Annotated in this window: 21 protein-coding genes; 11 read left to right on the top strand and 10 right to left on the bottom strand. The window is 72.6% G+C overall.

The window, feature by feature from the left end; all coding sequences use genetic code 11:
* Positions 1-70: 70 nt before the first annotated feature.
* The 4 genes from GA0070562_RS28370 to GA0070562_RS28385 all read left to right on the top strand — a co-directional run bounded on the left by GA0070562_RS28370 (position 71) and on the right by GA0070562_RS28385 (position 4,465).
* A complete protein-coding gene (locus GA0070562_RS28370) occupies positions 71-1,078 on the top strand; it encodes a diacylglycerol/lipid kinase family protein (protein ID WP_091427704.1) in 1,008 nt (335 codons plus the stop codon).
* A complete protein-coding gene (locus GA0070562_RS28375) occupies positions 1,071-2,072 on the top strand; it encodes a YihY/virulence factor BrkB family protein (protein WP_091427705.1) in 1,002 nt (333 codons plus the stop codon). Before GA0070562_RS28370 ends, GA0070562_RS28375 begins: the two co-directional genes overlap by 8 nt.
* Positions 2,073-2,172: 100 nt before the next feature.
* Positions 2,173-3,663, top strand: coding sequence for a phosphatase PAP2 family protein (locus GA0070562_RS28380; protein WP_091427706.1), 1,491 nt, complete (start codon positions 2,173-2,175; stop codon positions 3,661-3,663).
* Positions 3,664-3,667: 4 nt separating this feature from the next.
* Positions 3,668-4,465 carry an endonuclease/exonuclease/phosphatase family protein gene (locus GA0070562_RS28385; RefSeq protein WP_091427708.1) on the top strand — a complete coding sequence of 266 codons (798 nt, stop codon included), beginning with the start codon at positions 3,668-3,670 and terminating at the stop codon, positions 4,463-4,465.
* Here the strand turns inward: GA0070562_RS28385 and GA0070562_RS28390 are convergent.
* The 3 genes from GA0070562_RS28390 to GA0070562_RS28400 all read right to left on the bottom strand — a co-directional run bounded on the left by GA0070562_RS28390 (position 4,452) and on the right by GA0070562_RS28400 (position 7,066).
* Positions 4,452-5,105 carry a GAP family protein gene (locus GA0070562_RS28390; protein ID WP_091427709.1) on the bottom strand — a complete coding sequence of 218 codons (654 nt, stop codon included), beginning with the start codon at positions 5,103-5,105 and terminating at the stop codon, positions 4,452-4,454. The genes GA0070562_RS28385 and GA0070562_RS28390 overlap by 14 nt on opposite strands.
* 165 nt (positions 5,106-5,270) lie before the next feature.
* On the bottom strand, positions 5,271-6,107 hold the full coding sequence (locus tag GA0070562_RS28395; RefSeq protein WP_091427711.1) for an alpha/beta fold hydrolase: 837 nt from the start codon (positions 6,105-6,107) through the stop codon (positions 5,271-5,273).
* Entirely contained in the window at positions 6,104-7,066 is a 963-nt protein-coding gene (locus GA0070562_RS28400; protein WP_091427712.1) for a TIGR03557 family F420-dependent LLM class oxidoreductase, read from the bottom strand. The genes GA0070562_RS28395 and GA0070562_RS28400 overlap by 4 nt, the downstream gene beginning before the upstream one ends.
* A 293-nt stretch (positions 7,067-7,359) precedes the next feature.
* Between GA0070562_RS28400 and GA0070562_RS28405 the strand changes: the two genes are divergently transcribed.
* The gene (locus GA0070562_RS28405) at positions 7,360-8,754 is read left to right on the top strand and encodes a cellulase family glycosylhydrolase (RefSeq protein ID WP_091427714.1); all 1,395 of its coding nucleotides are present in this window, start codon (positions 7,360-7,362) and stop codon (positions 8,752-8,754) included.
* Positions 8,755-8,837: 83 nt separating this feature from the next.
* On the opposite strand, the gene GA0070562_RS28410 is transcribed toward GA0070562_RS28405, so the two are convergent.
* The 4 genes from GA0070562_RS28410 to GA0070562_RS28425 are packed head-to-tail and all read right to left on the bottom strand — an operon-like array spanning position 8,838 to position 14,263.
* Positions 8,838-11,078: an alpha-galactosidase gene (locus GA0070562_RS28410; RefSeq protein ID WP_091427715.1), complete on the bottom strand. Its 2,241-nt coding sequence runs from the start codon at positions 11,076-11,078 to the stop codon at positions 8,838-8,840.
* On the bottom strand, positions 11,075-11,956 hold the full coding sequence (locus GA0070562_RS28415) for a carbohydrate ABC transporter permease (protein WP_091427717.1): 882 nt from the start codon (positions 11,954-11,956) through the stop codon (positions 11,075-11,077). The genes GA0070562_RS28410 and GA0070562_RS28415 overlap by 4 nt, the downstream gene beginning before the upstream one ends.
* Positions 11,953-12,909 (bottom strand): carbohydrate ABC transporter permease, encoded by a 957-nt coding sequence (locus tag GA0070562_RS28420; protein ID WP_091427718.1) that lies wholly within the window; start codon positions 12,907-12,909, stop codon positions 11,953-11,955. The genes GA0070562_RS28415 and GA0070562_RS28420 overlap by 4 nt, the downstream gene beginning before the upstream one ends.
* Positions 12,910-12,931: 22 nt before the next feature.
* On the bottom strand, positions 12,932-14,263 hold the full coding sequence (locus GA0070562_RS28425; RefSeq protein ID WP_091427720.1) for an ABC transporter substrate-binding protein: 1,332 nt from the start codon (positions 14,261-14,263) through the stop codon (positions 12,932-12,934).
* Between the two features lie 279 nt (positions 14,264-14,542).
* On the opposite strand from GA0070562_RS28425, the gene GA0070562_RS28430 reads away from it, so the two are divergent.
* From GA0070562_RS28430 to GA0070562_RS28440, 3 genes are all read left to right on the top strand, one after another.
* Positions 14,543-16,552 (top strand): beta-galactosidase, encoded by a 2,010-nt coding sequence (locus tag GA0070562_RS28430; RefSeq protein ID WP_091427722.1) that lies wholly within the window; start codon positions 14,543-14,545, stop codon positions 16,550-16,552.
* Between the two features lie 34 nt (positions 16,553-16,586).
* Positions 16,587-17,363 carry a DeoR/GlpR family DNA-binding transcription regulator gene (locus GA0070562_RS28435; RefSeq protein ID WP_091427724.1) on the top strand — a complete coding sequence of 259 codons (777 nt, stop codon included), beginning with the start codon at positions 16,587-16,589 and terminating at the stop codon, positions 17,361-17,363.
* 103 nt (positions 17,364-17,466) lie between these two features.
* Entirely contained in the window at positions 17,467-18,444 is a 978-nt protein-coding gene (locus GA0070562_RS28440; RefSeq protein ID WP_091427726.1) for a sporulation protein, read from the top strand.
* Between the two features lie 65 nt (positions 18,445-18,509).
* Here the strand turns inward: GA0070562_RS28440 and GA0070562_RS28445 are convergent, their stop codons facing one another.
* Positions 18,510-18,887: a hypothetical protein gene (locus GA0070562_RS28445; protein ID WP_091427728.1), complete on the bottom strand. Its 378-nt coding sequence runs from the start codon at positions 18,885-18,887 to the stop codon at positions 18,510-18,512.
* Between the two features lie 274 nt (positions 18,888-19,161).
* Between GA0070562_RS28445 and GA0070562_RS28450 the strand changes: the two genes are divergently transcribed.
* Positions 19,162-19,584 carry a hypothetical protein gene (locus GA0070562_RS28450; RefSeq protein ID WP_175438907.1) on the top strand — a complete coding sequence of 141 codons (423 nt, stop codon included), beginning with the start codon at positions 19,162-19,164 and terminating at the stop codon, positions 19,582-19,584.
* Between the two features lie 211 nt (positions 19,585-19,795).
* Here the strand turns inward: GA0070562_RS28450 and GA0070562_RS28455 are convergent, their stop codons facing one another.
* Positions 19,796-22,015 (bottom strand): HelD family protein, encoded by a 2,220-nt coding sequence (locus GA0070562_RS28455; protein WP_254663899.1) that lies wholly within the window; start codon positions 22,013-22,015, stop codon positions 19,796-19,798.
* A gap of 241 nt (positions 22,016-22,256) precedes the next feature.
* The gene (locus GA0070562_RS28460) at positions 22,257-23,366 is read right to left on the bottom strand and encodes a LolA family protein (protein ID WP_091427733.1); all 1,110 of its coding nucleotides are present in this window, start codon (positions 23,364-23,366) and stop codon (positions 22,257-22,259) included.
* Positions 23,367-23,461: 95 nt separating this feature from the next.
* On the opposite strand from GA0070562_RS28460, the gene GA0070562_RS28465 reads away from it, so the two are divergent.
* Together GA0070562_RS28465 and GA0070562_RS28470 are read left to right on the top strand one after the other, a co-directional pair.
* Entirely contained in the window at positions 23,462-24,118 is a 657-nt protein-coding gene (locus tag GA0070562_RS28465) for a response regulator transcription factor (RefSeq protein WP_091427735.1), read from the top strand.
* Complete coding sequence (locus GA0070562_RS28470; protein WP_091427738.1) at positions 24,115-25,518, top strand: sensor histidine kinase; 1,404 nt, start codon at positions 24,115-24,117, stop codon at positions 25,516-25,518. The genes GA0070562_RS28465 and GA0070562_RS28470 overlap by 4 nt, the downstream gene beginning before the upstream one ends.
* Positions 25,519-25,520: the final 2 nt, after the last annotated feature.

The following is a 25,520-nucleotide window of genomic DNA, read 5'->3' on the forward strand; positions in this document are numbered from 1 at the left end:
TGTTTGCGGTCCTCGCAACGTCCCGCTGCGCCGGGTCGCCGTCACGCCCCGTGTCCTGCACACTGACGCCGTGGACGGCGAAGACGACAAGCGCCCGGTGAACGCGGAGAACCGCACCCCGCGCTCGGCAGTGGTGGTCAACCCGGTGAAGGTGGCCGACCTGGACGAGTTCCGCCGCACCGTGGACGGCGCGCTCGCCGCCGCCGGGTGGCCGGCCCCGGCCTGGTACGAGACGACAGTCGAGGACCCGGGCCGCGGGCAGGCGGAACAGGCCGTCGAGGCGGGCGCGGAGGTCGTCTTCGCCTGCGGCGGCGACGGCACGGTGATGGCCTGCGTGACCGCGCTGGCCGGCACCGACGTGGCACTGGCCGTACTGCCCCAGGGCACCGGCAACCTGCTGGCCGCCAACCTCGGCCTCTCGAACGACCTGGCCGCCGGGCTGGAGGTCGCCGTCGAGCGCGGGATGCGCCGCCTCGACGTCGGCGTGGTCGGCGACAAGTGCTTCGCGGTGATGGCCGGGATGGGCTTCGACGCCCAGATGCTCGACTCCACCTCCGAGACCACGAAGAAGCGGATCGGCTGGCCGGCGTACGTGATGGGCGCCGCCCGGCACCTGCGCGACCGGCCGATGCGGGTCTCGGTGCGCATCGACGGCAAGCCGCCGCTGCGCCGCCGGGCCCGCTCGGTCCTGGTCGCGAACGTCGGGCGGCTCCAGGGCGGGGTACGCCTGCTCACCGACGCCGAGCCGGACGACGGCTGGCTGGACGTGGCGGTGCTGACGCCGCGTACGCTGCGCCACTGGCTCGCCATGGGCTGGGCGGTGCTGCGTCGCCGCGACAGGGTGCCCGGGATGGAGGTGTTCCGGGCCCGCTCGGTCGAGATCACCAGCACCCGGGCGCAGCCCCGCCAGCTCGACGGCGACCTGATCGAGCCGGGCCGGTCGCTGAAGGCCACCATCCGCCCCGAGTCGCTCTGGCTCTGCGTGCCGCGGCCCGAGGAGCACCCCGACCTGGCGGAGGACGCCGACGCGGCCGCCGAGCGTGGTGAGCACCTGGTCGAGGAGGCCCGCCGTGAGTAGCACCAAGCTGGTCCCCGAGACCCGGCTGATGGCCGAGAACGAGCTGTCCGCCGACGACGCCTGGCACACACTGCGCCGGCACGGCGGCTGGTGCCTGCTGCGGGACGCGTTCATCCGGTTCCGCTACGGCGACGGCTTCAGCCACTCCCGGGCGCTGGCGTTGCAGCTCTGCCTGGCGGTGGTGCCGTTCCTGATCGCGCTCACCGGCCTCATCACCGACCTGGGCGTGGACGAGGGCGGCAAGGTCGTCGCCGACACCGTGCTGGCCATCACCCCCGGCCAGAGCGAAGCCATGGTGCAGGACCTGCTGACCGACAGCGAGCGCACCGAGAGCGCCGGTGAGCTGGCGCTGACCCTCGGCCTGCTCACCGGGCTGGTCGCGCTGACCACCACGATGGCGCAGATCGAGCGGGGCGCCAACCGGATCTACGGCGTCGAGCGGGACCGCCCGGCGCTCGCCAAGTACCTGCGCGCCGCGATCCTCGCGTTGGTCGCCGGTGTGCCCGCGCTGGCCGGTTTCCTGATCCTGGTCGGCGGGCGGGCGATGGGCGAGTCGGTCCGGCGGCACTACGAGTGGGGCGACCTCGCCATGGCCGGGTGGGACGTGATCCGCTGGCCGCTGAGCCTCGGCCTGACCGTGCTGGCCGTCGCGGTGCTGTTCCGGCACGCCCCGCGCCGCCGCCAGCCCGGCCTGTCCTGGCTCTTCTTCGGCGCGGCCATCGCCATCGCGATCTGGTGGCTGGCCAGCCTGCTGCTCGCCGCCTACGTGAAGTACAGCGGCGGATTCGGCCAGACCTACGGCGCGCTGACCGGCATGATGGCCCTGTTGCTCTGGGCCAACCTCACCGGGATGGCGCTGTTCGGCGGGCTGGCCTTCGCCGCCCAGCTGGAGGCGATGCGCATCGGGGTGGAGGAGCCCGCCCAGCCGGACCTGTGGGAGCCGGAGGCGCAGCGGGCGGAGCTGTTCGACACCGGTGAGATGACCTCGCTCTGACGCCACGGCCGGTCCGGCGTGGACGCCGCGCCGGTCCGGCGTGTACGGAACACGCCGATCGGGTACAGCGCGCCTCGCAGAGGAACGAGGGAGGTGCGGTGTGACCGCGGTCAAGGAAGCCGGGAGCCGGCCGCTCAGCCATTTCGCGGAGCGGAGCCTCGCGGGCCTGCTCGCCGTGGCCGGTGCGGGAGTCGGGTTCGGCGTGCTGCTCATGCTGGTCCGGTTCCGGTGGAGCCCGCTGGGTGACGCCGACCACGCGGTGGCCGAGTGGTTCAACAACCTCGTGGCCCCGCACGGCCCGCTGGTCACAGTGCTCCAGGCGATCACCGACCTGGGCGGGCGGCCGGTGCTGATCTGGCTGGTCACCATCGCGGTGGTGGGCCTGCTGATCCGCCGCCAGTCCCGGCTCGCGGTCTACCTGATCGTCACCGGTGTCGGCGGGCTGATCCTCGACCCGTCGCTCAAGGCGCTGGTCGGGCGGCTGCGCCCGGTGGTGGACGTGCCGATCGCCAGCGCACCGGGCAACAGCTTCCCCAGTGGTCACGCGCTCGGCTCGTTCGTCGCGTACGGGGCGCTGCTGCTGGTGTTCCTGCCGGCCATGTCGCCGCGCTGGCGCAAGCCCGCCATCGCCGTCGCCGGCGTGCTGATCTTCCTGGTCGGGCTGACCCGGATCGCGCTGGGCGTGCACTTCGTGTCGGACGTGATCGGCGGCTGGCTGCTCGGCGCGGCCTGGCTGGGCGTCACCGCGTACGCCTTCCGGCTGTGGCGGCGCGAGCGCGGCCGGCCGGTGCCGCCGCTGCGTGAGGGCCTGGAGCCGGAGGCGGGAGAGGAGCTGGCGCTCGCGCCGGACGAGGAGAAGGTGCTGGAGCACCCGCGCTCGGCGGTGGCCGAGCTGCTGGTCGGCTGGGTGATCGTCTTCGGTGTGCTCTACGCGTTCGGCATGTTCGTCAGCTACCACGCCAAGGGCACGTTCTTCGACACGCTCGACACCGAGGTGCCGCGCTGGTTCGCCGAGCGGCACACCGACGCGCTCACGGACCTGAGCTGGTGGTGGAGCAAGTTCGGCGACACCCACGCCATCCTGCTGGTCTCGCTGGTGTTCTGCCCGATCGTGCTGGCCGTGTGGCGGCGGTGGCGGCCGGTGCTGTACGTGGTGCTGGCGATGTTCGGCGAGCTGAGCCTGTTCCTGGCCAGCGCCCGGGTGGTGGACCGGCCCCGGCCGCCGGTGGAGAACCTGGACGGGCAGATGCCGACCTCGTCGTTCCCCTCCGGGCACATCGCGGCGACCATCTGCCTCTGGGTGGCGATGGCGGTCATCGTGTTCCCGCGTACCGACAGGTGGTGGCGGTGGCTGTTCGTGGGCATGGCCGTGCTGATGCCGGTGGGCGTGGCCACCTCCCGGATGTACCGGGGCATGCACCACCCGACCGACTTCATGGGCGCGATCCTGCTCGGCGCGCTCTGGCTGTCGCTGCTGTACTGGGTGATCAAGCCGAACGCCGACGTGTACGAGGGCAACCGGCCGGCGATCGAGTCCGAACAGGTCGACGAGCTGGACGACGAGCTGGCCAAGGCCGCGCGGCCGGACTGAGCCGATGCTGCGGGTGATGACCTGGAACATCCGGACCGGCGGGCGGGACGGCGGCGGCGCCGACCGCCGGGACCGGATCGTCTCGGTCGTCACCGCGCAGCGCCCCGACGTGCTGGCGTTGCAGGAGCTGCGCGGCATGGACGCCACGCTGGGCGGTCTGGCCGACCGGCTCGGGATGGAGGCGCACCTGGCCCGGTCCTGCTTCGGCCAGCCGGTGGCGGTGCTGGTCCGCCCGCCGCTGCGGGTGCTGCGCGCCGGGCGGGTCCGACGCCCGTTCCACCACGCCGCCGCCCGGGCCCAGATCGCCACCGGCGCGGGTCCGCTCACCGTGTTCAGCACTCATCTGAACCCGTACTCCGGTGGGCGGCGGCGGATGGAGGCGGACTGGCTGGCCGCCGCGCTGCGGCGTACCGGGGGAGCGCTGGCTCTGCTGGCCGGTGACCTGAACACGCTGGAGCCCACCGCCGACCACACCGCCCGGCTGGCCGGGCTGGCCACCCCGTACCGGCGGCGGCACCTGCGCCGCGACGGCCGTACCGTGGACACCCGGGCGGTGGCCCGGCTGCTCGACGCCGGGCTGGTGGACCTGTGGCCGCGCTCGGGCGGCGACGAACCGGGCGGCCTGACCGTGCCGACCCGCCACGGCGGCGCCGAGTTCGCCGGGATGCGGCTGGACTACCTGCTCGCCACCCCGGCGCTGGCCGATCGGGTACGCGCGGTGCGGGTGGTCCGCGACGGTGACGCCGACTCGGCCTCCGACCACTATCCGGTGCTGGCCGAGGTGGACCTCACGGCCGGTTGAACGACCCTGCCAGGTCGGCGACCACGAAGGCCGCGAAGATCAGGATGACCGTCTCGCTGACCATCCAGGAGTGCCTGTCGGTCCAGGAACGGAAGGCGGGGAGCAGCCGCTCCGCGCGCTCGCCGAAGACCAACAGCGTGAGCAGCGGCAGGGCCAGCAGCAGCACGGTGAGCGCCGTGAACGGCAGCAGGTGCCACCACGGTCGGCCGTGCCCGGCCGTGCTGCCCGCGACCGACGCCATGACCAGCTGGTCGCTCGGCACGGCGACGGCCAGCAGCAGCCCCAGACCGAAGGCGTACGAGGGCCGCGGGTCCTGCAACCGGCGCAGCCACCCGGGCGGCCGGTCGCGCCGCCGCCTGCGGAACGTGACCACCATGAGGACCGCCAGCAGGGCCAGCACGATCCAGTCGATGAGCCGGCGGCTGCCGCCCACCCCGATGCCGTGCACGGCGGTGTGCCGCACCACCCGGAACACGGCGTACCAGAGCGTCAACGGCCCGAGCACGCCCACCGTGACGCCGGCCAGGTAGGCCACGGAGCTGCGGCGCGGGTGGCGGCCGGCGGCGAGGACGACGGCGCTGACGAGCTTCGACCCGGCGACCATCTCCAGCGCCAGCGGCAGCGCGGTCAGCAGGGGCATGCCCCATTCTGGTGTCGCCGCCGCGCGTGCCGGGCCGGGTTCTACAGGAGCAGGTTGAGCAGCACCGTCAGCACCACCGAGGCGACGATCGAGAAGAGGATCATCAGCAGGCAGCCGAGCCCGCCTCCGGCGGGCCGGATCTCGGTGTTCCCGATACGCATGGCGTCAACTCCTCGCTGGGGTGGTGAGCAGGTCGTGGACGGCGTCCGCGACCTGGGTCGGTGCGGTGGTGACCACGTTGTGCGCCGCGCCCGGCACGGCCACCGACCGGGCGTCCGGCACCAGCCGGGCGACCTGCTCCCGCCAGGCGGCCGGCGCGACCGGGTCGCGGGCGCCGGTCAGCACCAGCGTGGGCGCGGTGATCGGGGCCAGATCCTCCTCGACCGCGTTGCGGACGGAGTGGGACAGCGTGGCGAACACCCGCCACGGCCGGGCGTCGGTCACGTCGCGCAGCAGGATCGGCGCCTGCCACGTCGCCTCCCGCAGCGTGTCCCGCAGCCACCGGCCGACCAGACCGCGCCGGGACCGGGCGGCCGGGTCGCTGGTCGGGCCGGCCAGCACCAGGGCGCGGACCAGGCCGGGGTGACGGGCGGCGAGCGCGGCGGCGACCTCCGCGCCGAAGGAGTGGCCGAGCAGGCAGACCGGACCCAGCCGGTACGCGTCGAGCCAGTCGACCAGGAACGCCACGTGCCGGTCCACGTCGTACGCGGCGGCGGGGCGTTCGGTCAGCCCGAAGCCGGGCAGGTCCGGCACGTACACCGGCCGGCGCGGCGCCAGCGCGACGGCCAGCGGGGTGAGGTAGCGGTGCGACACGGCCAGGCCGTGCACCAGCACCATCGGCGGTCCGTCCCCGCCCGGGCCGGCGGAGCGGCGGGTGTGCGCCCGCAGCCCGCCGACCTGCCGGAACTCGCTGGTCAGCCCGCCGGCCGGCCGGGGCGCGGCGAGCGCCAGGCGCAGCTCGGCGGGGCGGAAGCGCCCCGGCGGGGACGGCGCGACGGTCACAGCTCGCGCAGCCGGGGCAGCAGCTCCTCCTGGGCCCAGTCGAGGAACATCGGCTGGGTGCCGCCGCCCACCTGGATCAGCGCGACGTGGGTGAAGCCCGCGTCGACGAACTTCTTGAACGCCTCCACGTGCCGGTCGGTGTCCGGGCCGCAGGAGATGCCCTCGGCCACGTCCTCCTCCCGGACGAACTGGGTGGCCGCCTCGAACGACTCCGGGCCGGGCAGGTCGGCGTTGACCTTCCAGCCCAGGCCGAACCAGCGGAACTGGTCGTGCACGATCTTGCGGCACTCGTCCTCGTCCGGGCCGTAGCAGATGGCCACCTGCCCGTAGCGGGGGCGGCCCGCGCCGCCCGCCTCCTCGTACATGTCGATCAGGTGGGACAGCGGGTCGGTGGCGATCATGGCGTCGGCGTACTCGGCGGCCAGCGTCGCCGACTGCCGCCCGGAGGCGGCCACCGCCATCGGCACCGGCCGCTCGGGGCGGTCCCAGACGTACGCGTCGGGCACGTCGAAGTGGTTGCCGGAGAACGTCAGCGTCTCGCCGTTGAGCAGCGGACGGATGATCTGCAACGCCTCCTCGAACATCTCGTGCCGCTGCTGCACGTGCGGCCATCCGCCCACAACGTGTTCGTTGAGGTTCTCCCCGGCGCCCAGACCCAGCGTGAACCGGCCGTCGGAGAGCACGCCGATGGTGCTGGCCTTCTGCGCCACCACCGCCGGGTGGTACCGCCGGATCGGGCAGGTTACGAACGACATCAGCTCGGCCCGGCTGGTGGCGTGCGCGACGGCGCCGAGCACCGACCAGGCGTACGGGGAGTGGCCCTGGGACTCCAGCCAGGGGTAGTAGTGGTCGGACATGACCAGATGGTCGAAGCCGGCGGCCTCGGCGCGTACGGCGTGGTCGACCAGTTCCTTCGGGCCGGCCTGCTCGCACATGAGGGTGTAACCGACGTTGACCATGGCACGTCTCCTTCCCGGGCGGATCGTCACCGGATACCCCGCCCGGCGCGGGTCAACCCTGCTGTCCGCTTCCGCGCCGTTCCTTAACCGGTTCAGCTCATGCGGCCGGTCAACCGTCACCGCGTCCCGGCCGAAACCGCTTAACCGGTTGCCTCGCGCCTTCCATCGCCCTACGCTGATGCCTGCGTCCGTTCGGGAACCGGGCGGCGGCTACCGGGCTCAGCCGCCACCACCTCGTCACCGTCACCGCACCCCCGCTCGGGCACGGGGGAGACCTTCCCCTGAGGACAGCCATGAAGAAACTGCTCTCCGTCGCGGGCGCCGCCCTGCTGACGGCCCTCGCCGCCGTCTTCGCCCTCGGGCAGCCGGCCCACGCCGCCACCGGGTTCTCCGTCTCCGACGGGCGGCTCTACGACGCCAACGGCGTCGAGTTCGTGATGCGCGGGGTCAACCACGCGCACACCTGGTACCCGCAGCAGACCAGCTCGTTCGCCGACATCAAGGCGCTCGGCGCGAACACCGTCCGGGTGGTGCTGGCCAGCGGCGACCGCTGGACGAAGAACAGCGCCGCCGACGTGGCCAACGTGATCTCGCTGTGCAAGGCCAACCGGCTGATCTGTGTGCTGGAGGTGCACGACACCACCGGGTACGGCGAGGAAGGCGCCGCCGCCACGCTGGCGAAGGCCACCGACTACTGGCTGAGCATCGCCGACGTGCTCAAGGGCCAGGAGAAGTACGTCATCGTCAACATCGGCAACGAGCCGTTCGGCAACCAGGGCTACAGCGCCTGGACCACCGACACCTCGAACGCGATCAAGCGGCTGCGCGCCGCCGGCCTGACCCACACGATCATGGTGGACGCGCCGAACTGGGGCCAGGACTGGTCGTTCACCATGCGCGACAACGCCGGCACCGTGTTCGCCGCCGACCCGCAGCGCAACACCGTCTTCTCCATCCACATGTACGGCGTGTTCGACACCGCCGCCGAGATCAGCGACTACCTGGGCCGGTTCCGTACCGCCGGGCTGCCGATCGTGGTCGGCGAGTTCGGCTTCAACCACTCCGACGGCAACCCGGACGAGGACGCCATCATGGCGTACAGCCAGGCCAACGGCATCGGCTACCTCGGCTGGTCGTGGAGCGGCAACGGCGGCGGCGTGGAGTACCTGGACATGACCACCGCGTTCAACCCGGCGCAGCTCACGAGCTGGGGTCAGCGGATCTTCAACGGCGCCGACGGCATCGCGGCCACCTCCCGCGAGGCGTCGGTGTACGCCGGCAGCACCCCGACCCCGACCACCAGCCCCACCCGCAGCCCGAGCCCGACGCCGACGCCGACTGGCAGCCCCAGCCCGACGCCGCCGCCGACCACCACGCCCCCGCCGTCCGGTGGCTGCACCGCCACCTACACCGTCGGTAACTCGTGGCAGGGCGGCTTCCAGGGCGAGGTCAAGGTGACCGCCGGAGCCGCGGCGATCACGGGCTGGACGGTGCGCTGGACGTACGCGAACGGCCAGTCCGTCACCCAGGCGTGGAACGCGAGCGTCAGCAACAGCGGATCGGCGTACACCGCCCGCAACGTCGACTACAACGGCCGGCTGGGCGCGGGCGCGAGCACCAGCTTCGGCTTCATCGGCACCTGGCAGGGCACCAACTCCACCCCCGCGGTGACCTGCACCCCCGCCTGACCCGCACCCCTAGTGGTTGATCAAGGAGTTTGTGTCCCGATCGGACCTCGACGGCGACGCAAACTCCTTGATCACCGGGGCGGTCAGGTGGTGGTCACCTCCAGCAGGAGCGCCTGCTCGGGGTGCAGGGCGGGTAGTTGCAGGCCGACCGAGCCCAGCACCGAACCGCTCACCGTGATGCCGTCGCCGGGCCAGGCCAGCCAGCCCGGCGGGGACAGCTCCAGCAGTGCGGGCTCCGGCACCCCGGCCGGCGGGCGCACGAGGTAGCGCCGCGCCGCGTCCAGCCCCGGCAGCCGGACCGGACCGGGCACCTGTGCCGCCGAGGTGGTCAGCCGGCTGACCGCGTACACCGCGTGCGAGCGGTCGCGGGCGACGACGCCGTGGGCCTGCACGGCCGGGTCCGGGTGGTCGACCCGGACCACCCGGCCGGCGTGCAGCAGCGGGCGCAGCCGCTTGTGCAGCGCCACCCAGGCGGTGAGTTCCGCCCGCTCGGTGGCGTCGATAGCGGTGATGTCCCACTCGATGCCGTGGTGGCCGAACAGCGCGGTGACCGCGCGGAACCCGAGGTCGTGCACGCGGCGCGTGGTGTGCGAGCGCTCCGGCCCGATGTGCGTGCCGATCAGCTCGGGCGGCAGCAGCAGGCCGGTCCAGCGCTGGATGGACAGCCGTTCCAGCGCGTCGTTGCAGTCGCTGGCCCAGACCCGGTCGGTGCGGCGCAGAATCTCCAGGTCGACCCGCGCGCCGCCGGAGGAGCAGCTCTCGATCTCGACGTGCGGGTGCCGGGCGCGCAGCTCGTCCAGCAGCCGGTAGACGGCGAGCGTCTGCGCGTGCACCCCGGGCCTCCCGGCGTGCCCGGCCTCGGTCAGGTCGCGGTTGTGGTCCCACTTCAGGTACGCGATCCCGTCGTGCTCGCTCAGCACCGCGTCGAGCCGTTCGAGCAGGTACGCGTACGCGTCCGGGTGGGCCAGGTCGAGCACCTGCTGGTGCCGCCACGGCGGCGGCAGCCGGCCCGGCGCGTGGAGCACCCAGTCGGGGTGCGCGCGGAACAGGTCGGAGTCGGGGTTGACCATCTCCGGTTCCACCCACAGCCCGAACTGCATGCCGTGCCCGCGTACGTGGTCGATCAGCGGCTGCAACCCGTCCGGCCAGACCTCGCCGTCGACCCACCAGTCGCCGAGCCCGGCCTGGTCGTGCCGCCGGCCGCGGAACCAGCCGTCGTCGAGCACGAAGCGTTCCACGCCGACCTCGGCGGCCGCGTCGGCGAGCGCCCGCAGCCGGTCCAAATCGTGGTCGAAGTAGACCGCCTCCCACACGTTCAGCGTCACCGGCCGCGGTGTGCCCGGGTGCGACGGGCGGCCCCGCAGGTGCGTGTGCAGGGCGTCGCTGAGCCCGTCCAGCCCGTCGGCCGAGTGCGCCGCGTACAGCAGGGGAGTCGCGTACTCCTCGCCCGGCCCCAGCACGATCTCACCCGGTGCGAGCAGCTCACCGCCGCCGAGCGTGGCCTCGCCGGTCGGGCGGCGTTCGGCGGCCGTGACGTGGTCGCCGCTCCACGCGGTGTGCACCGCCCACACCTCGCCGTGCCGGAAACCGAACCCGGCAGTGCCCGCGACCAGCAGCAACGTGGCGTCGTGGCCGGTGCGGCCGTGCCGCCCCTCGCGTACCCACGCGCCCATCGGCCACGGATGCCGCTGCGGCGCGCGCTCCCGGCACCACCGGCCGGTCAGGTCGAGCAGCTCGGTGGCGACCGCCGGCACCGGCAGCACCGGCGTCAGCTCCCGCACCTCGTACCGGCCGTCGCCGTCGTTGCGCAGCCGGTGCCGCAGCGTGAGCACCCCCGCCGCGTCCAGCGTGATCTCGACGGTCAGGCTCAACCCCGCGCCCGGGTCCGCCGCCCGCATCGTCACCCGCGCGGCGCCGGCCCCGTCGCGGTTCCGCTCCTCATCGGGTACGCGCACCGCCTCCCCGCCTTCGGCCACGCCGCCCGGAGCGGGCTTGCCCGCCGCACCGCCGTGCGGGGACGCCGCGTCGCGCACGTCGAGGTCGACCAGGCGGAACGCGGTGGACCAGTCCCGGCCGTCGCGGTGACCGGCGAGACCGGGCCGCCCGCTCCACCCGGCGCTCGCCTCGGGCAGCAGCGACAGCACCGTCGGCGCGTCGAAGCTGCTCGGCACCACCGGTGGCACGGTGGCGTCGACGAGCGCGGGCAGATCCCCGGCGGGCAGTGGCCCGAGGTCGGCGCCCCAGTGCACGACCCGGGGCAGTCCCGGGCCGCGTGCGTCGAGCACCAGGCTGGTCCGCGCGCGGCGCAGGTGGACGATCGTCATCCCTTGGAGGCTCCCAGCGTCAGACCCCGGACGAACTGCTTCTGGAGCAGGAAGAAGATCACCAGGGTGGGGATCGCGACCAGCACCGAACCGGCCGAGACCAGGTTGTTGTCGGTGAAGAACTCGCCGCGCAGGTTGTTCAGCGAACTGGTGACGGGGAACTTGTCACCGGTCCGCATGAGCACAGTGGCCCAGAAGAACTCGTTGTAGATCCAGGTCACCTCCAGCGTGGCCAGCGCGGCCAGCGCGGGCCGGCACAGCGGCAGCGTCACCTGCCAGTACTGCCGCCACACGCTCGCCCCGTCCACCATCGCGGCCTCGTACAGCTCGTGCGGCAGCGCCTTCATGTAGTTGCTGAGTACGAACACGCAGAAGCCGCACTGGAACGCGACGTTGACCAGGATCAGCCCCCAGTAGCTGTCGTAGAGCAGCTCCGAGTCGCTCATCCAGGCCGGCAGCGGGATCTCGGTGAACATCCGGAACAGCGGGATGAGCAGCGCCTGCTGCGGCAGCAGGTTCGCGGCGGTGAACAGGCCGAGCAGCGCGATGTTGAGCTTCCAGCTGAACCGGGCGATCACGAACGCCACGCAGGAGGCGAGGAACAGCGTCAGCAGCACCGCCGGGACGGTGATGTAGGCCGAGTTGAGGAAGTGCTTGCCGAACTCGGCGGTACGCCAGGCGGTGACGTAGTTGTCGATCGTCCAGCCGCCGAGCGACACGTAGCCGTTGGCGGCCGTGTACTCGTAGGAGCGGAACGAGGTGAGCACCGCCCAGAGGATGGGGAACAGCCAGCCCACTGCGACCGTACCCAGGAAGAGGTGCAGGACGACCCGGGCGGGCCGCACGGGTCGGCGGCGGCCGGCGGAGACGGCGGTCATCGCTTGTCCTCCCGCATCACGGTCCAGAGGTAGATGGTGATGAAGACCAGCGACACGGCCAGCATGATCGTCGCCAGCGCGGAGCCGAACCCGATCCGGCTGGCCTCGCCCACCACGTTCTGGGTGACCAGCGCGGAGATCAGCTCCAGCCCGTTGCGGCCCTTGTTGATGACCCAGACCAGGTCGAACGCGCGCAGCGACTCGATCACCGTCACCACCAGCACGATGATGTTGATCGGGCGCATCACCGGGAAGACGACCCGGAAGAACGTGCTGGTCTCCGACGATCCGTCCACAGCTGCGGCTTCCCGCAGCGACGGGTCGACGCCCTTGAGGCCGGCCAGGTAGAGCAGCATGATGTAGCCGACGTGCCGCCAGCCGGCCGCCACCAGCACGGCCCAGATGTTGACGTTCGGGTCGCCGTACCAGTCGGTCTCGCCGCCGAACACGCCGTTGAGCAGGCCCTGGTCGCGGCTGTAGATGAGCTGCCAGATGAAGCCGATGAGCGCCAGCGACAGCACCACCGGCAGGTAGAGCGCGGTCTGGTAGAACCGGCTGCCGCGCAGTTCCTTGTCGAGCAGCACGGCGAGGAACATGCCGATCGGGGTGGCCACCACGAACAGCGCGGCCAGCCAGAGCAGGTTGTTCTGCACGGCGGGGACGAACGGCGGGTAGATGTTCACCACGTCGTCGTAGTTCTTGGCCCCGACCCACTCGATCTCGCTGATCGGGCCGATGCCGTCCCAGTTCGTGCCGGACAGCAGCACCGTCGCCACCGCGGGCAGCCAGACCAGCCCGGTGACGAGCAACAGGGGTACCAGCACCATCAGCGTGACCACCACGCGGTCGGTGCGGGACAGGAGCCGTAGCCGGCGGCCGCGACCACCGTTCGTGGTGGTCGCGGCCGGCGGCGGCACGGCGCGATCCGCTTGGATCAGGGGCAGGTCGGACATGATGTCCTTCCCCCTTCCGCCGTCAGCTGGTGAAGATCGACTTCTTCTGGTTCTCGACGCTCGTGAGCAGCCCGCTGATGTCCTTCGGATCCTTGATGAACTGCTGCAACGCCGGGATCATCACGGTGGAGGCGAAGTCCGGCCGGGTGTCCCGGTCGAGGAACTGGGCGATCTCGGTGGCGGAGCCGACCAGCTCGGCGGCCTTCTTCTGCAGCGCGGTGTAGGCGCCGGTGTCCGCGCCGCTGTTGGCGACGAGCGTGCTCGGGTCGTTCTTGACGGTGATGTCCGCCGCCTCCTTCGAGCCCAGGTACGTCAGCAGCTTCTGCGCCGCGTCCTTGGACTTCGGCTTGCGGGCCATCATGTAGCCGTCGATCGGGGCGTCCAGCGCCTTCGCGCCGATCGTGGAGTCGACCTCGGGGAACGTGAAGAAGTCCAGGTCCTCCAGGTCCGCGCCGCTGAACTGCTGGCCGACGAACAGGCCGAGCAGGTACATGCCGCTCTTCTTCTGCTGCAACGACTGGGCGGCCTCCTGCCAGGTGCGGCCGAGCGAGTCCGGCTGGTGCAGGGGGAGCAGCCCGGCCCAGGTGTCGAAGACCTTCTTCACCTTGTCGGAGGTCCACGCCTCCTTGCCGGCCATCAGGTCGATGTGGAACTGGTAGCCGTTGATCCGCAGGTTGAGGATGTCGAACGTGCCCATCGCCGGCCAGCCGTCCTTGTCGGCGAACGCGATCGGGTTCAGCCCGTCCTTCTTCATCTGCGCGCCGAGCGTGTTCAGGTCGTCGAGCGTCTTGGGCACCTCGTAGCCGCGCTGCTGCCACACCGACTTGCGGTAGAAGACCGCCCACGGGTAGTACGACGCGGGCACGAAGTACTGCTTGCCGTCGTCGCCGGTGGACGCCTTCTTGAACGCGTCGGAGTAGCCGTCGAGCTTGCCCCACACGTCGCTGAGGTCGCCGGCCAGGCCCTTGGCGGCGAAGAACCGCATCCGGTAGCCGGCGAACCAGGTGAACACGTCGTCCGGCTTGCCCTGCAGGTAGTTGTTGATGTTCTCCTGGAACGTGTTGTGGTCGACCGTGTTGATGTCGACCGTCACGCCGGAGGACGTCTTGAAGCCGTCCATCACCTTCGCGACGACGTCCTTGGGCTTCGGGTCCGACTGGTTCGAGCCGAGCGAGACGTTCTTGGCGTCGCCGCCGGATCCGGAGTCGGAGTCGCCGCAGCCGGCGAGCAGACCGGTGCCGAGCAGCGCCCCCGCGCCGGACGCGCCGGCGAGCAGCGAGCGCCGGTTCAGGCCGGCGACGGACGGGGGTACGAGCCGGGCGAGGTATTCGGCTTGCGAGCGGGGACGGGACATGGTGCCTCCTGCGTGGAAGAGGTGCGCTGCGCTCATGGACCGTGATCGGTGGCGGGGAGCGGTGTTCGTGTCGGCCGTGGCAGATCCACCGAGAATCCACACGTCCGAACAGAAACAGCCGGTGGCGCTTGAAGCTACCCCTTGGCGCGGCGCTGTCAAGAGGGCAAAAAGGCGACGCCTGTGGCGGTGAGGCAGGGCAAAGAGCCGGTAAACGTTGGAACGTCAGTCGATGTTGGAAAGTGTTGACTTGGGTGCTGTTCGGGGGCAACCTCTGCTGTCATGCGGAACTGGCACGGCGAGGGCATCTGGTACGGCGCGGACTACAACCCGGAGCAGTGGCCCGAGCAGACGTGGGCCGAGGACGTCGAACTCATGCGACGGGCCGGGGTCAACCTGGTCTCGGTCGGCATCTTCTCCTGGGCCCTGCTGGAGCCCACCCCCGGGCGGTACGTCTTCGACTGGCTGGACCGGGCGATCGACCTGCTGCACGACGGCGGCATCAGCGTCGACCTGGCCACCGCCACGGCCAGCCCGCCACCATGGCTGGCGCACCGGCACCCGGAGACGCTGCCCCGCCGGGCCGACGGCACGGTGCTCTGGCCCGGCGGCCGGCAGGCGTACTGCCCCAGCTCGCCGGTGTTCCGGGACCACTCGCTCGCCCTGGTCGAGGCCGTCGCCCGCCGGTACGCGCGCCACGCCGCTGTGGTGCTCTGGCACGTCTCCAACGAACTCGGCTGCCACAACGTGCACTGCTACTGCGACGTCAGCGCCGAGGCGTTCCGCCGCTGGCTGCGCGAGCGCTACGGCGACCTGGACTCGCTCAACGCGGCCTGGGGCACCGCGTTCTGGAGCCAGCGCTACCACGACTGGGCGGAGATCAACCCGCCGCGTACCGCCCCGACGTTCGCCAACCCGACCCAGCAGCTGGACTTCCTGCGGTTCTCCTCCGACGAGCAGCGCGCCCAGCTCCGCGCCGAGCGGGAGCTGCTGAACCGGCTCGTCCCGCAGCCGGTCACCACGAACTTCATGATCGGCACCGGCATCAAGTACCTGGACTACCACTCGTGGGCCTCCGACGTGGACGTGGTCGCCAACGACCACTACCTCACCGCCGCCGACCCGCAGCCGCAGGTCAACCTCGCCCTCGCGGCCGACCACACCCGGGGCGTCGCCGGTGGTGCGCCGTGGCTGCTGATGGAGCACTCCACCAGCGCGGTCAACTGGCAGCCCCGCAACGTGGCCAAGACGCCCGGCCAGATGCGCCGCAACAGCCTCGCCCACGTCGCGCGCGGCGCCGACGGGGTGCTGTTCTTCCAGTGGCGGGCCTCCCGGGCCGGCGCGGAGAAGTTCCACTCCGCGCTGGTGCCGCACGCCGGGCCGGACACCAAGGTGTTCCGCGAGGTCTGCCGGCTCGGCGCCGACCTGCGCGCGCTCGCGGAGGTACGCGGCAGCCGCGTCGACGCCGACGTGGCGATCCTGTTCGACTACGAGGCGTGGTGGGGCGCCGAACTCGACTCCCACCCGAGCGTCGACGTCACGTACACCGACCGGCTGTCCGCGCTGCACGCCGCGCTGTGGCGAGCCGGGATCACCGCCGACGTGGTGCACCCGTCGGCCGACCTGTCCCGCTACCGGCTCGTCCTCGCGCCCACGCTCTATCTCGTCCGCGACGCCGACGCCGACGCGCTGCGCCGGTTCGTGGAGGCCGGCGGCACGGCCGTGGTCACCTACTTCAGCGGCATCGTCGACGAGCACGACCACATCCGGCTCGGCGGCTACCCCGGCGCGTTCCGCGACCTGCTCGGCGTACGCGTCGAGGAGTTCTTCCCGCTGCGCGACGGTGAGACGGTAAGCCTCGACGACGGCGCCCGCGCCGACGTGTGGACCGAGTGGCTGCACGCCGAGGGCGCCGAGGTGCTGGCCGCGTATACCGACGGGCCGCTGCCCGGCGTGCCGGCGCTGACCCGCAACGCCGTCGGCGCGGGCGCCGCCTGGTACGTCGGCACCCGGCTCGACGACGACGCCACCGACCGGCTGGTGGCCCGGCTGCTCGCCGAGACCGGCGTGCGCCCGCCGGTGAGCGCGCCGGCCGGGGTGGAGGTGGTCCGCCGCCGCTCGGCGGACCGGAGCTGGCTGTTCGTGGTCAACCACACCACCGAGCCGGCCCGGCTGGCGGTCAGCGGCGTCGAGTTGCTCGGCGGCGCCCGCTGCGACGGCGAGCTGGAGGTGCCGGCGGGTGAGGTGGCGGTGGTCCGCGAGGAACCCGCGCCGGTGCCCGCGACCGCCTGACCGGTACGTTGCCGTTCGCGCCGAGGAGGTTCCCATGCTCGCCCAGCAACGGCAGAGCGCCATCCTGGAGTTGATCCGCCAGCGCGGCGGCGTCCGGGTCAGTCACCTGGTCAGCCGCTTCGGGGTGTCCGACATGACGATCCGCCGCGACCTGGAGGTGCTGGCCGACCGCGGCCTCATCGACAAGGTGCACGGCGGCGCGACGCTGGCCGGTCCCGGCTCCACCGAGGAGCCCGGTTTCGCCGCCAAGTCGGTCCGCCAGCAGGCCGAGAAACGCGCCATCGTGGAGCGCGCCGCCGGCCTGGTCGAGCCGGGGATGGCCGTCGCGCTCTCCGCCGGCACCACCACCGCCGCGCTGGCCGCCCGGCTGGCCGAGGTACGCGAGCTCACGGTGGTCACCAACTCGATCCCGGTGGCCGACGCGCTCTACCAGAACCCCCGCGCCGACCAGACGGTGGTGCTGACCGGTGGCATCCGTACCCCGTCCGACGCGCTGACCGGCCCGGTCGCCGAGGCGGCCATCGCCGCGCTCAACGTCGACCTGCTCTTCCTCGGCGTGCACGGGATGAGTCCGCGTACCGGCTTCACCACGCCCAACCTGCTGGAGGCGGCGGTGAACCGGCGGCTGATCGGCTCCGCCCGGCGGCTCGTGGTGCTCGCCGACCACACCAAGTGGGAGACCATCGGCATCGCCACCATCGCCCCGCTGGAGGAGGCCGACGTGCTGATCACCGACGCGGGCCTGTCCCCGGAGGCCCGCCGGCAGCTCGGCGAGCAGGTCGGCGAGCTGACGGTGGTACGAGCGGACTGAGACCCCGGCGTGCCTCACAGACACTTCTCAGCCCCGCCGTCTAGGGTGCCCTGACGAAGCGCCCGGCGGTCCATGTCGGAGCGCCGTTCAGCGGGAGTGACCGATGGTCTTCAAGAAGATGTTGAGCGCGTTCGGCGTGGGTGGCCCGAGCGTCGACACGGTGCTCACCAACCCGAACACCCGACCCGGACTGGCCCTGGACGGTCACGTCAACCTGGTCGGCGGCGACAGCCCGGCACGGATCGAGCACATCAGCCTCGGCCTGGTCACCCGCGTCGAGATCGAAAGCGGCGACCACGACTACGCGGGCGTCATGGAGTTCCACCGGATGCCGGTCAGCGGCGCCTTCGAACTGGCCCCGAAGCAGCAGCTGTCCATCCCGTTCCAGATGCCGGTGCCGTGGGAGACCCCGATCACCGACGTGTACGGCCAGCGCCTGCGCGGCATGACGATGGGCCTGCGTACCGAGCTTGCGGTGGCCCGCGCGGTCGACAAGTCGGACCTGGACCAGGTGTCGGTGCACCCGCTGCCGGTCCACGAGCGGATCCTGGAGGCGTTCCAGGCGCTCGGCTTCCGGTTCAAGCACGCTGACCTGGAGCGGGGGCACATCTACGGCGTGCCGCAGACGCTGCCCTTCTACCAGGAGATCGAGTTCTTCGCCGCGCCGCAGTACGCGCAGACGGTCACCGAGGTCGAGCTGACGTTCGTGACCAGCCAGCAGGGCGTCGAGGTGATCCTGGAGTGCGACAAGCGCGGCGGCTTCCTCAGCGCCGGGCACGACGTCATCGGGCGGTACTCGGTCCCGCACACCGACGCCGCCCGTACCGACTGGGTGCAGGTCGTCGACGGCTGGCTGCGGGAGACCACCGGCCGTTACGGCAGCCTGCGGGCACAGGGCTTCGGCATGCCGCACGGCGGCCACGGCTACCCGGGCCACCACGGCCACGGGCGGCGCGGCCCGGGCATGGGCGGCGTGGTCGCGGGCGCCGCGCTCGGCGTCGCCGGCGGCCTGGTTGCCGGTGAGATGCTCGAGGGCGCCTTCGACGGCGGCGACGACTTCGGGGACTTCGGCGAGGAGTGAGCACACGCGACGACGCCCCCGGGACGGATCCCGGGGGCGTCGCCGTACGCGTGACTCGGCGCGCGTCAGCGCCGGCCTCGACGCTCCTCGCCGGAGCGGCGCGCGCTGCCCGCCTTCGACAGGCCCCGGCTGACCAGGTACGCGCCGGTCAGCGCGGTCAGGTACCACCAGGCCTGGTTCGGGTTGTTGATGTTCAGGCCGTTGGCGGTGGTGCCCTTCCAGAACGCGGCGATCGCCACGACCGCGACAGCGGCGGCGTACACCCAGAACTCGGTGGTCAGGAACGCCTGCTTCGTCTCCGTACCCGGGGACGGCATGTTCTCCCGGTGACCGTCGTGCATCGACGGCATCTGCCGGGTCGACGTGTCCTGCATGTTCGACCGGTTCTGGACGTCGGACATCGGCCGGTTGGCCGGCCTGGTGGATGCAGCCTGCGTGCTCATCTGGTCCTCCTCAGGATTTGATGAGTCGTACCTGCATACCCTCGCCCCGCTACCGCGGGTCGGCCACGGCACGGTTCGCGCTCTGTGGCGGGGGCACCCTGGGTCTACCCCTCGCCGGAGGCAAGGTAACCGCCGGTCGGCATCCGATGGCCGCCGCGCCCTCGAATCCGGCATCCGGGCACGTACCGGTCCTCGCGGTGCTGGTTCCGGTTTCAGCCACCCACCGTCGGGCACGCAACACCGATACCCCGAGAAGAGCTGCGAGGTGGTTGACGTGCGTGAGGACGACATGCGGCAGGACGCCGCCCGGCGGGCCGAGCAGCGGGTCGCCGGAGGCGTGTACGGCGAGGGCGCGCTGGACGAGGTCACCGTGCCGCAGACCGACGTGGAGCGGATGCGGCAGGAACTCGACCCGGACGACCCGGCGGACGTGCCCGTCGACCCGACTGTGCTGCGCGACGGCGGACCGACCCGGGGTCAGGGCGCGGTGACCACGACCGGCGGTACGGCCGGACCGGCCAGCGTGCGCCGCCTGGCCCGCCAGCCGGAGAAGCACCGGGGCAAGGTGGCGCCCACGACGACCGGTGACGCCGGTACGGGTGGCATGAGCACCCCGGCCGGCGGCTCCACGAGCGACAACTCGGCCACGGGTGCCCAGGTAGGCGACTTCACCAACAACCGCCCCAACCCAGGCTGACCGGGGCAGAACGACGGAGGGGGCGGCACCCATGCCGCCCCCTCCACTGGCCTCTGCTCGCCTCCACTCGCCTCTACTCGCCGATCTTGCACTTGACTCGTCGATCATGAAGTTGACGGCGGTTTTGGAGATCCACATCGCCGCCAACTTCATGATCGACGGGGCGAGGGCGGGCGGGGGGCGGGAGGGTAGGTGGGTGGGTGGGTGGGGGTTATGGGGTGCGGAGGATGCCCAGGCGTTGGGTGGCTCTCGTGAGGGCCACGTAGAGGTCGCTGTTGCCCCTCGGGGACTCGGACACCATCCGGGCCGGATCGACCACCAGCACCGAGTCGAACTCCAGGCCCTTGGCCTGCTCGGTGGTCAGCACGACCACCCGGTTCGCCAGCTCCGGCTGCTCACCCACAGTCGCCTCCGGCAGCGCCGCCACCACCGCGCCGCCCAGCTCGGTCACCCGGCCGGTGGGCACCAGCACGCCGAGCCGTCCGTCGCCGAGCGACGCGGCCTCCCGGGCGGTGGCCTCGACCAGCTCGTGCACGAGCCGGTCCGCCGGTACGGCCCGGTCCCAGGGCGGTACGCCGGTGGCGCGTACCGAGCGGGGTGGCCGCAGCGCCGGGTCGATCTCGGCGAGCACGTCGGCGGCGACCGCCATGATCTCGGCCGGGGTGCGGTAGCTGACCGTCAGCTCCTCCAGCCGCCACCGGTCCGCCACGTACGGCGCCAGCGCCTCGCTCCAGGACGGCGTGCCCGCGAGCGCGCCGGTCTGGGCCACGTCACCGACGATCGTCATGGACCGGCTCGGGCAGCGGCGCATCAGCAATCGCCACGCCATGGGCGAGAGCTCCTGCGCCTCGTCCACGATCACATGCCCGAACGCCCAGGTCCGGTCGGCGGCGGCGCGCTGGGCGGTGGTGAGCCGGTCGTACTCCTCCTGCCGCTCGGAGAGCCGGTCGGCGTCGATCAGGTCGGTGACGCCGAGGATCTCACCGCCGTCGGCCTCGTCCTCCACGTCGATGGAGCGGGAGCCACGCCAGATCTCCAGCACGCCCTCGGCGTACTCGCGCTCCAGCGCCCGGATCCGCTCCCGGCGGGCCACGGCGGCGCGTTCGTCCTCGCCGAGCAGTTCGGCTGCCTCGTCCAGCAGCGGTACGTCGGCGGGCGTCCAGCCGCCGGGCTCGCGGTGCAGCGCGGCCCGCTCGGCGTCGGTGAGCATCGGCGCGGCGGTGGCGATCCGTTCCGGCGAGGCGTACAGGTCGGCGAGCAGGCGTTGCGGGGTCAGCACCGGCCACAGCTCGTCCAGCGCGGCCCGGATCTCCGGCTCCTCGCGCAGCTCGCGGCGGATCTCGGCGCGGTCGGCCTCGGAGAGCAGGTTCTCCCCGCCCAGCGGGTCGGCGCCGATCCGCTCGGCCACCTGGTCGGCGAGCGCGTGCACGATCTCCACGTCGAACAGGGCGCGGGCCAGGTTGTGCGGGCGGCCGGTGCGGCGTACCCGGTCGCGGGCCTGCCGCACGGTCTCCGGGTCGAGCGTCAGCACCTCCCGCTGCGGCAGCTCGATGGTGACCGGCTCGTCCGGCACCCACTGCCGGTCGCGGACCGCCGCGGCGAGCACGTCGGCCAGCACCGCGCGGCCCTTGAGCGCGGCGGTGGTGGCCGGTTCGGCGCGGCGGGCGTGCACGCCGGGGAACAGGTCGGCCTGGGTACGCAGCAGCACGCCGGTCTCGGCCAGCGTGGGCAGCACCTGGGAGATGTAGCGCAGGAAGGTGGCGTTCGGGCCGACCAGCAGCACGCCGCGGGTGGAGAGCTGCTGGCGGTGGGTGTAGAGCAGGTACGCGGCCCGGTGCAGCGCCACCGCCGTCTTGCCGGTGCCGGGGCCGCCCTGCACCACCATCACGCCGGGCAGGTCGGCGCGGATGATGCGGTCCTGCTCGGCCTGGATGGTCTCGACGATGTCGCGCATCCGGCCGGTGCGCCCGGCGTTGAGCGCGGCGAGCAGCGACGCCTCGCCGGTCAGCTCCTCGTGCGCGGTGGGGGAGGCGGCGGCGATGTCCAGCACCTCGTCGTTGAGCCCGGTCACCTTCCGGTCGCGGGTACGCAGGTGGCGACGGCGGCGTACGCCCTGCGGGTTGGCGGCGGTGGCCAGGTAGAACGGGCGGGCGGCCGGGGCGCGCCAGTCCATCAGCAGCGGGTCGTAGTCGCCGCTGGAGTCGAAGATCCCGATCCGGCCGATGTAGCGGACGGCGCCGTCGTCGCCGTCGAGGCGGCCGAAGCACAGGCCGCTCTCGACGGCGGAGAACTGCTCGACCTGGTCGGCGTACATCGCCACCGTCGAGTCGCGCTGCGACCGGGCCTGCTGCGTGCCGCCGGTGTGACGCAACTCCTCGTCGAGCCGCCGGGCGGCCTGTTCCCGCATGCCGTCCAGCCGGTCGTACAGCATCGAGACGTATTCCTGTTCCCGGCCGATCTCGTCGTCCTGGCGCAGGTCAGCCGACACGTCGGAGTGCGTTGACAATCCGGCTCCTCATTGACTAAAATTGCCGCAGGAATGGCATTCAGAAGCCATTCCTTTTTTGTGCCTGAACTGAGAAAGATAGCGCGTCGGCCGCCACCCGACCAAGCCCGGACACGACTCGGGGCCCGGCCGGCGTCAGCCGACCGAGCCCCGGGCACGGCATGTCTCAGCCCTTGGCCGCCTCGTAGAGCCGCTCCGGCGTGACCAGACCGGCGATCACCCGGCCGTCGTCGGTCAGCAGCACGCTGAACAGCTTGCCGCTGAGCAGCCGGCCGCTGCCCCAGTCGCCGCTGACCTTCGGCAGGTCACCGAGCACGCCGGCCAGCATCTGCGCGTCCGGCGCGTCCGCGCCGGGCTTCGCGCCGCCGCCGGTCGCCGCGTCGCCGATCTTGGCGACCACCACCGTGGTCCAGCCGGTGCCGACGGTACGCACATCCGGCTTCTCGGCGTCCTTCCGGTCGAACCGCTTGCCCGCCGGTCCGGGCCGCTCGCCCTCGGTCGCCTCGGTGACCTTCACACCGGGCGGCGGGTTGAACCGGAACTGGTCGGCCTCCGGCGTGCGGAAGTCGACCTGGGTGAACGCCACCTGGAACGCCGGCTCGTCCTGGCCGTCGGCGAGCACCTGCAGACGCAGCGGCACGTGCTCCTCGGCGTCGAGCGCGATCCGCACCTGGTGGACCAGGGACGCCTTGTCGCGCGGGGTGAGCACCAGCTCGTACGCGCTGCGTCCGGCCACCGTCGCCGTGCGGCCGACGGTGACCGCCGTGGTCGGGTCGATCGCCTCCAGCGCCCGGTCCGCGGCGTCGGCCGGAGTGGCCGGCACGGCGGCCCGGTCCGGGGCGTCGGCCGGCAACGTCCGGTGCGTGGCGGTGTTCTCCCGGCTGTTCCAGGTCCAGACGTCCCGCCCGTTGCGCAGGATGTCCTGCTCGCCGAGCGTGTCGACCAGCGCGATCCGCTGCCGGTCCTCGCCGCCGTACCAGACGCGCAGCGTGTGCGTACCGGACACCAGGCCGGCCAGGTCGTTGCCGGCGGCCCGGCCGGCGAGCGCGGCGATCGGCGGCAGGCCGAGGTCGGCGCGCTGCACGACGGTGCCGGAGAGCCCGTCCAGGCGGGACGTGCGCAGGTCTTCCAGGAGCTGGGCGGCGCTGCGCGGCGGCAGCGCCGGGTCGGCGCCGGCGGCGAACGTGCCGACGGCGGCGCCACCGCCGATCACGGCGACCCCCGCGGTCACCGGGACCAGCCAGCGCAGCACGGCGCGGTTCTTCATCACGGACATAGTGTGCACCTCCTGCGCACCATGCTGCGCGATCGTCGCTGTGACCACGCTGAGGAGATCCCCTACGGGTGACCCCATGGTGGCACCCTGGACCGGTGCGGTTGCTGGTGGTGGAGGACGAGACGCGGCTCGCGGCGGCGCTGCGCCGGGGCCTGTCGGCGGAGGGGTTCGTGGTCGACGTGGCGGCCACCGGCCCGGAAGGGCTGGACGCGGCCCGGCACGGCGAGTACGACGCGATGATCCTCGACGTGATGCTGCCGGGCCTCTCCGGCTACGAGGTGGTCCGCCGGCTGCGCGCCGAGCAGCGCTGGCTGCCGGTGCTGATGCTCTCGGCCAAGGACGGCGAGTACGACCAGGCCGACGGCCTGGACTGCGGCGCCGACGACTACCTGACCAAGCCCTTCTCGTACGTGGTGCTGCTGGCCCGGCTGCGGGCGCTGCTGCGCCGCGGCGCGCCCCGGCGGCCGACCGTGCTCACCGTGGGGGACCTGCGCCTGGACCCGGCCCGCCGCCGGGTCACCCGGGCCGACGCCGAGGTGGTGCTGACCAGCCGCGAGTACGCGCTGCTGGACTACCTGATGCGCCGCCCCGGCGAGGTGGTGTCCAAGACCGAGCTGCTGGACCACGTCTGGGACGCGTCGGTCGACACCGCACCGAACGCGGTGGAGGTCTACGTCGGCTACCTGCGCCGCAAGATCGGCCGGGAGCGGCTGGAGACGGTGCGCGGCGCGGGCTACCGGCTGGCCACATGAGCCGGTGGGTACGCGGCCCGCTGCCGCGGCTGGGCCTGCGGGCCCGGCTGCTCGCGCTGGGCGTGCTGGGACTCGTGGTCGGCTTCGCGTTCGGCGGGGCGCTGCTGCTCGGCGCGCTGGGCTGGACGCTGCAGCGCTCGGTCGACGAGGAGGCGCTGCGCACCGCCGACGCGGTGGCGCTGCTGGCCGCCGAGGACGCGCTGCCGGACCCGCTGCCGGTGGCCGGCGGGCAGTTGCGGGTGCAGGTGGTCGACGCGCAGGGCCGGATCCGGGCCGCCTCGATCGACGCGGACCGCCTGGTGCCGATGCTCGGGCCGGACGAGCTGCGTCCCGGGCAGCGGCAGCGGCTGGTGGTGGACGGTCGGCGCGCCGGCATGCCCGGCCCGGTGCGGGTGGTCACGGTGCCGGCCGGCACGGCGCAGGAGCCGCGTACGGTGCTGGTCGCCAAGTCGCTCACCGACGTGCGGCACAGCCTGCACGTGGTCCGCAACCTGCTGCTCGTGGGTTTCCCGCTGCTGGTCGCCGGGCTCGGTGTGGTGGCCTGGCGGGTGGTGGGCGCGACGTTGCGTCCGGTCGAGCAGTTGCGCAGCGGCGCGGCCGAGATCACCGGGCGGGCCGGGGCGGAGCGGCTCCCCGTACCGGCCGGGCAGGACGAGATCCACCGGCTCGCGGTCACGCTCAACGACATGCTGGACCGGCTGGCCGCGTCCCGGGCCCGGCAGCGGGCGTTCGTCGCCGACGCCGCGCACGAGCTGCGCAGCCCGCTGACGAACATGCGTACCGAGCTGGAGGTGGCCCGGCGTCTCGGCGACGACACCGACTGGCCGGCGGTCGCCGACGACCTGCTCGCCGACACCGAGCGGCTGAGCCGACTGGTGGACGACCTGCTGCTGCTGGCCCGCCTCGACGAGCAGGACGCCCGGCCGTCCCCGGTCGGCCCGGTGGAGCTGGGGGATCTGCTGCGTGCTGTGGCCGCCCGCTACCCGTCGCCGCCGGTACGGCTGACGCCGCCGGACGCGCCCCGGTGGGTGGAGGGGGACGCGGGGGAGCTGCGCCGGGTGCTGGTGAACCTGGTGGACAACGCGCTGCGGCACGCGTACACCGGTGTGGATCTGGCCGTGAGCGGGCCGGACGGTGCGTACCACCTGATCACGGTGACCGACGACGGGCCGGGCATCCCGGCGGCGGACCGGGAGCGGGTGTTCGCCCGGTTCACCCGGCTCGACGACGCGCGGGCCCGCGACGCGGGCGGCGCGGGCCTGGGCCTGGCCATCGTGCGCGAGCTGGTGCGCCGGGCCGGCGGCACGGTGGAGCTGGCCGACGCGACGCCCGGCGCCGCCGCGCCGGGGCTGCGTGCGACGGTACGGCTGCCCGCGCTGGCCGAGCCGGACGCGGACTGAAC

The organism is Micromonospora tulbaghiae (assembly GCF_900091605.1).
Taxonomy (GTDB): Bacteria; Actinomycetota; Actinomycetes; order Mycobacteriales; family Micromonosporaceae; genus Micromonospora; species Micromonospora tulbaghiae.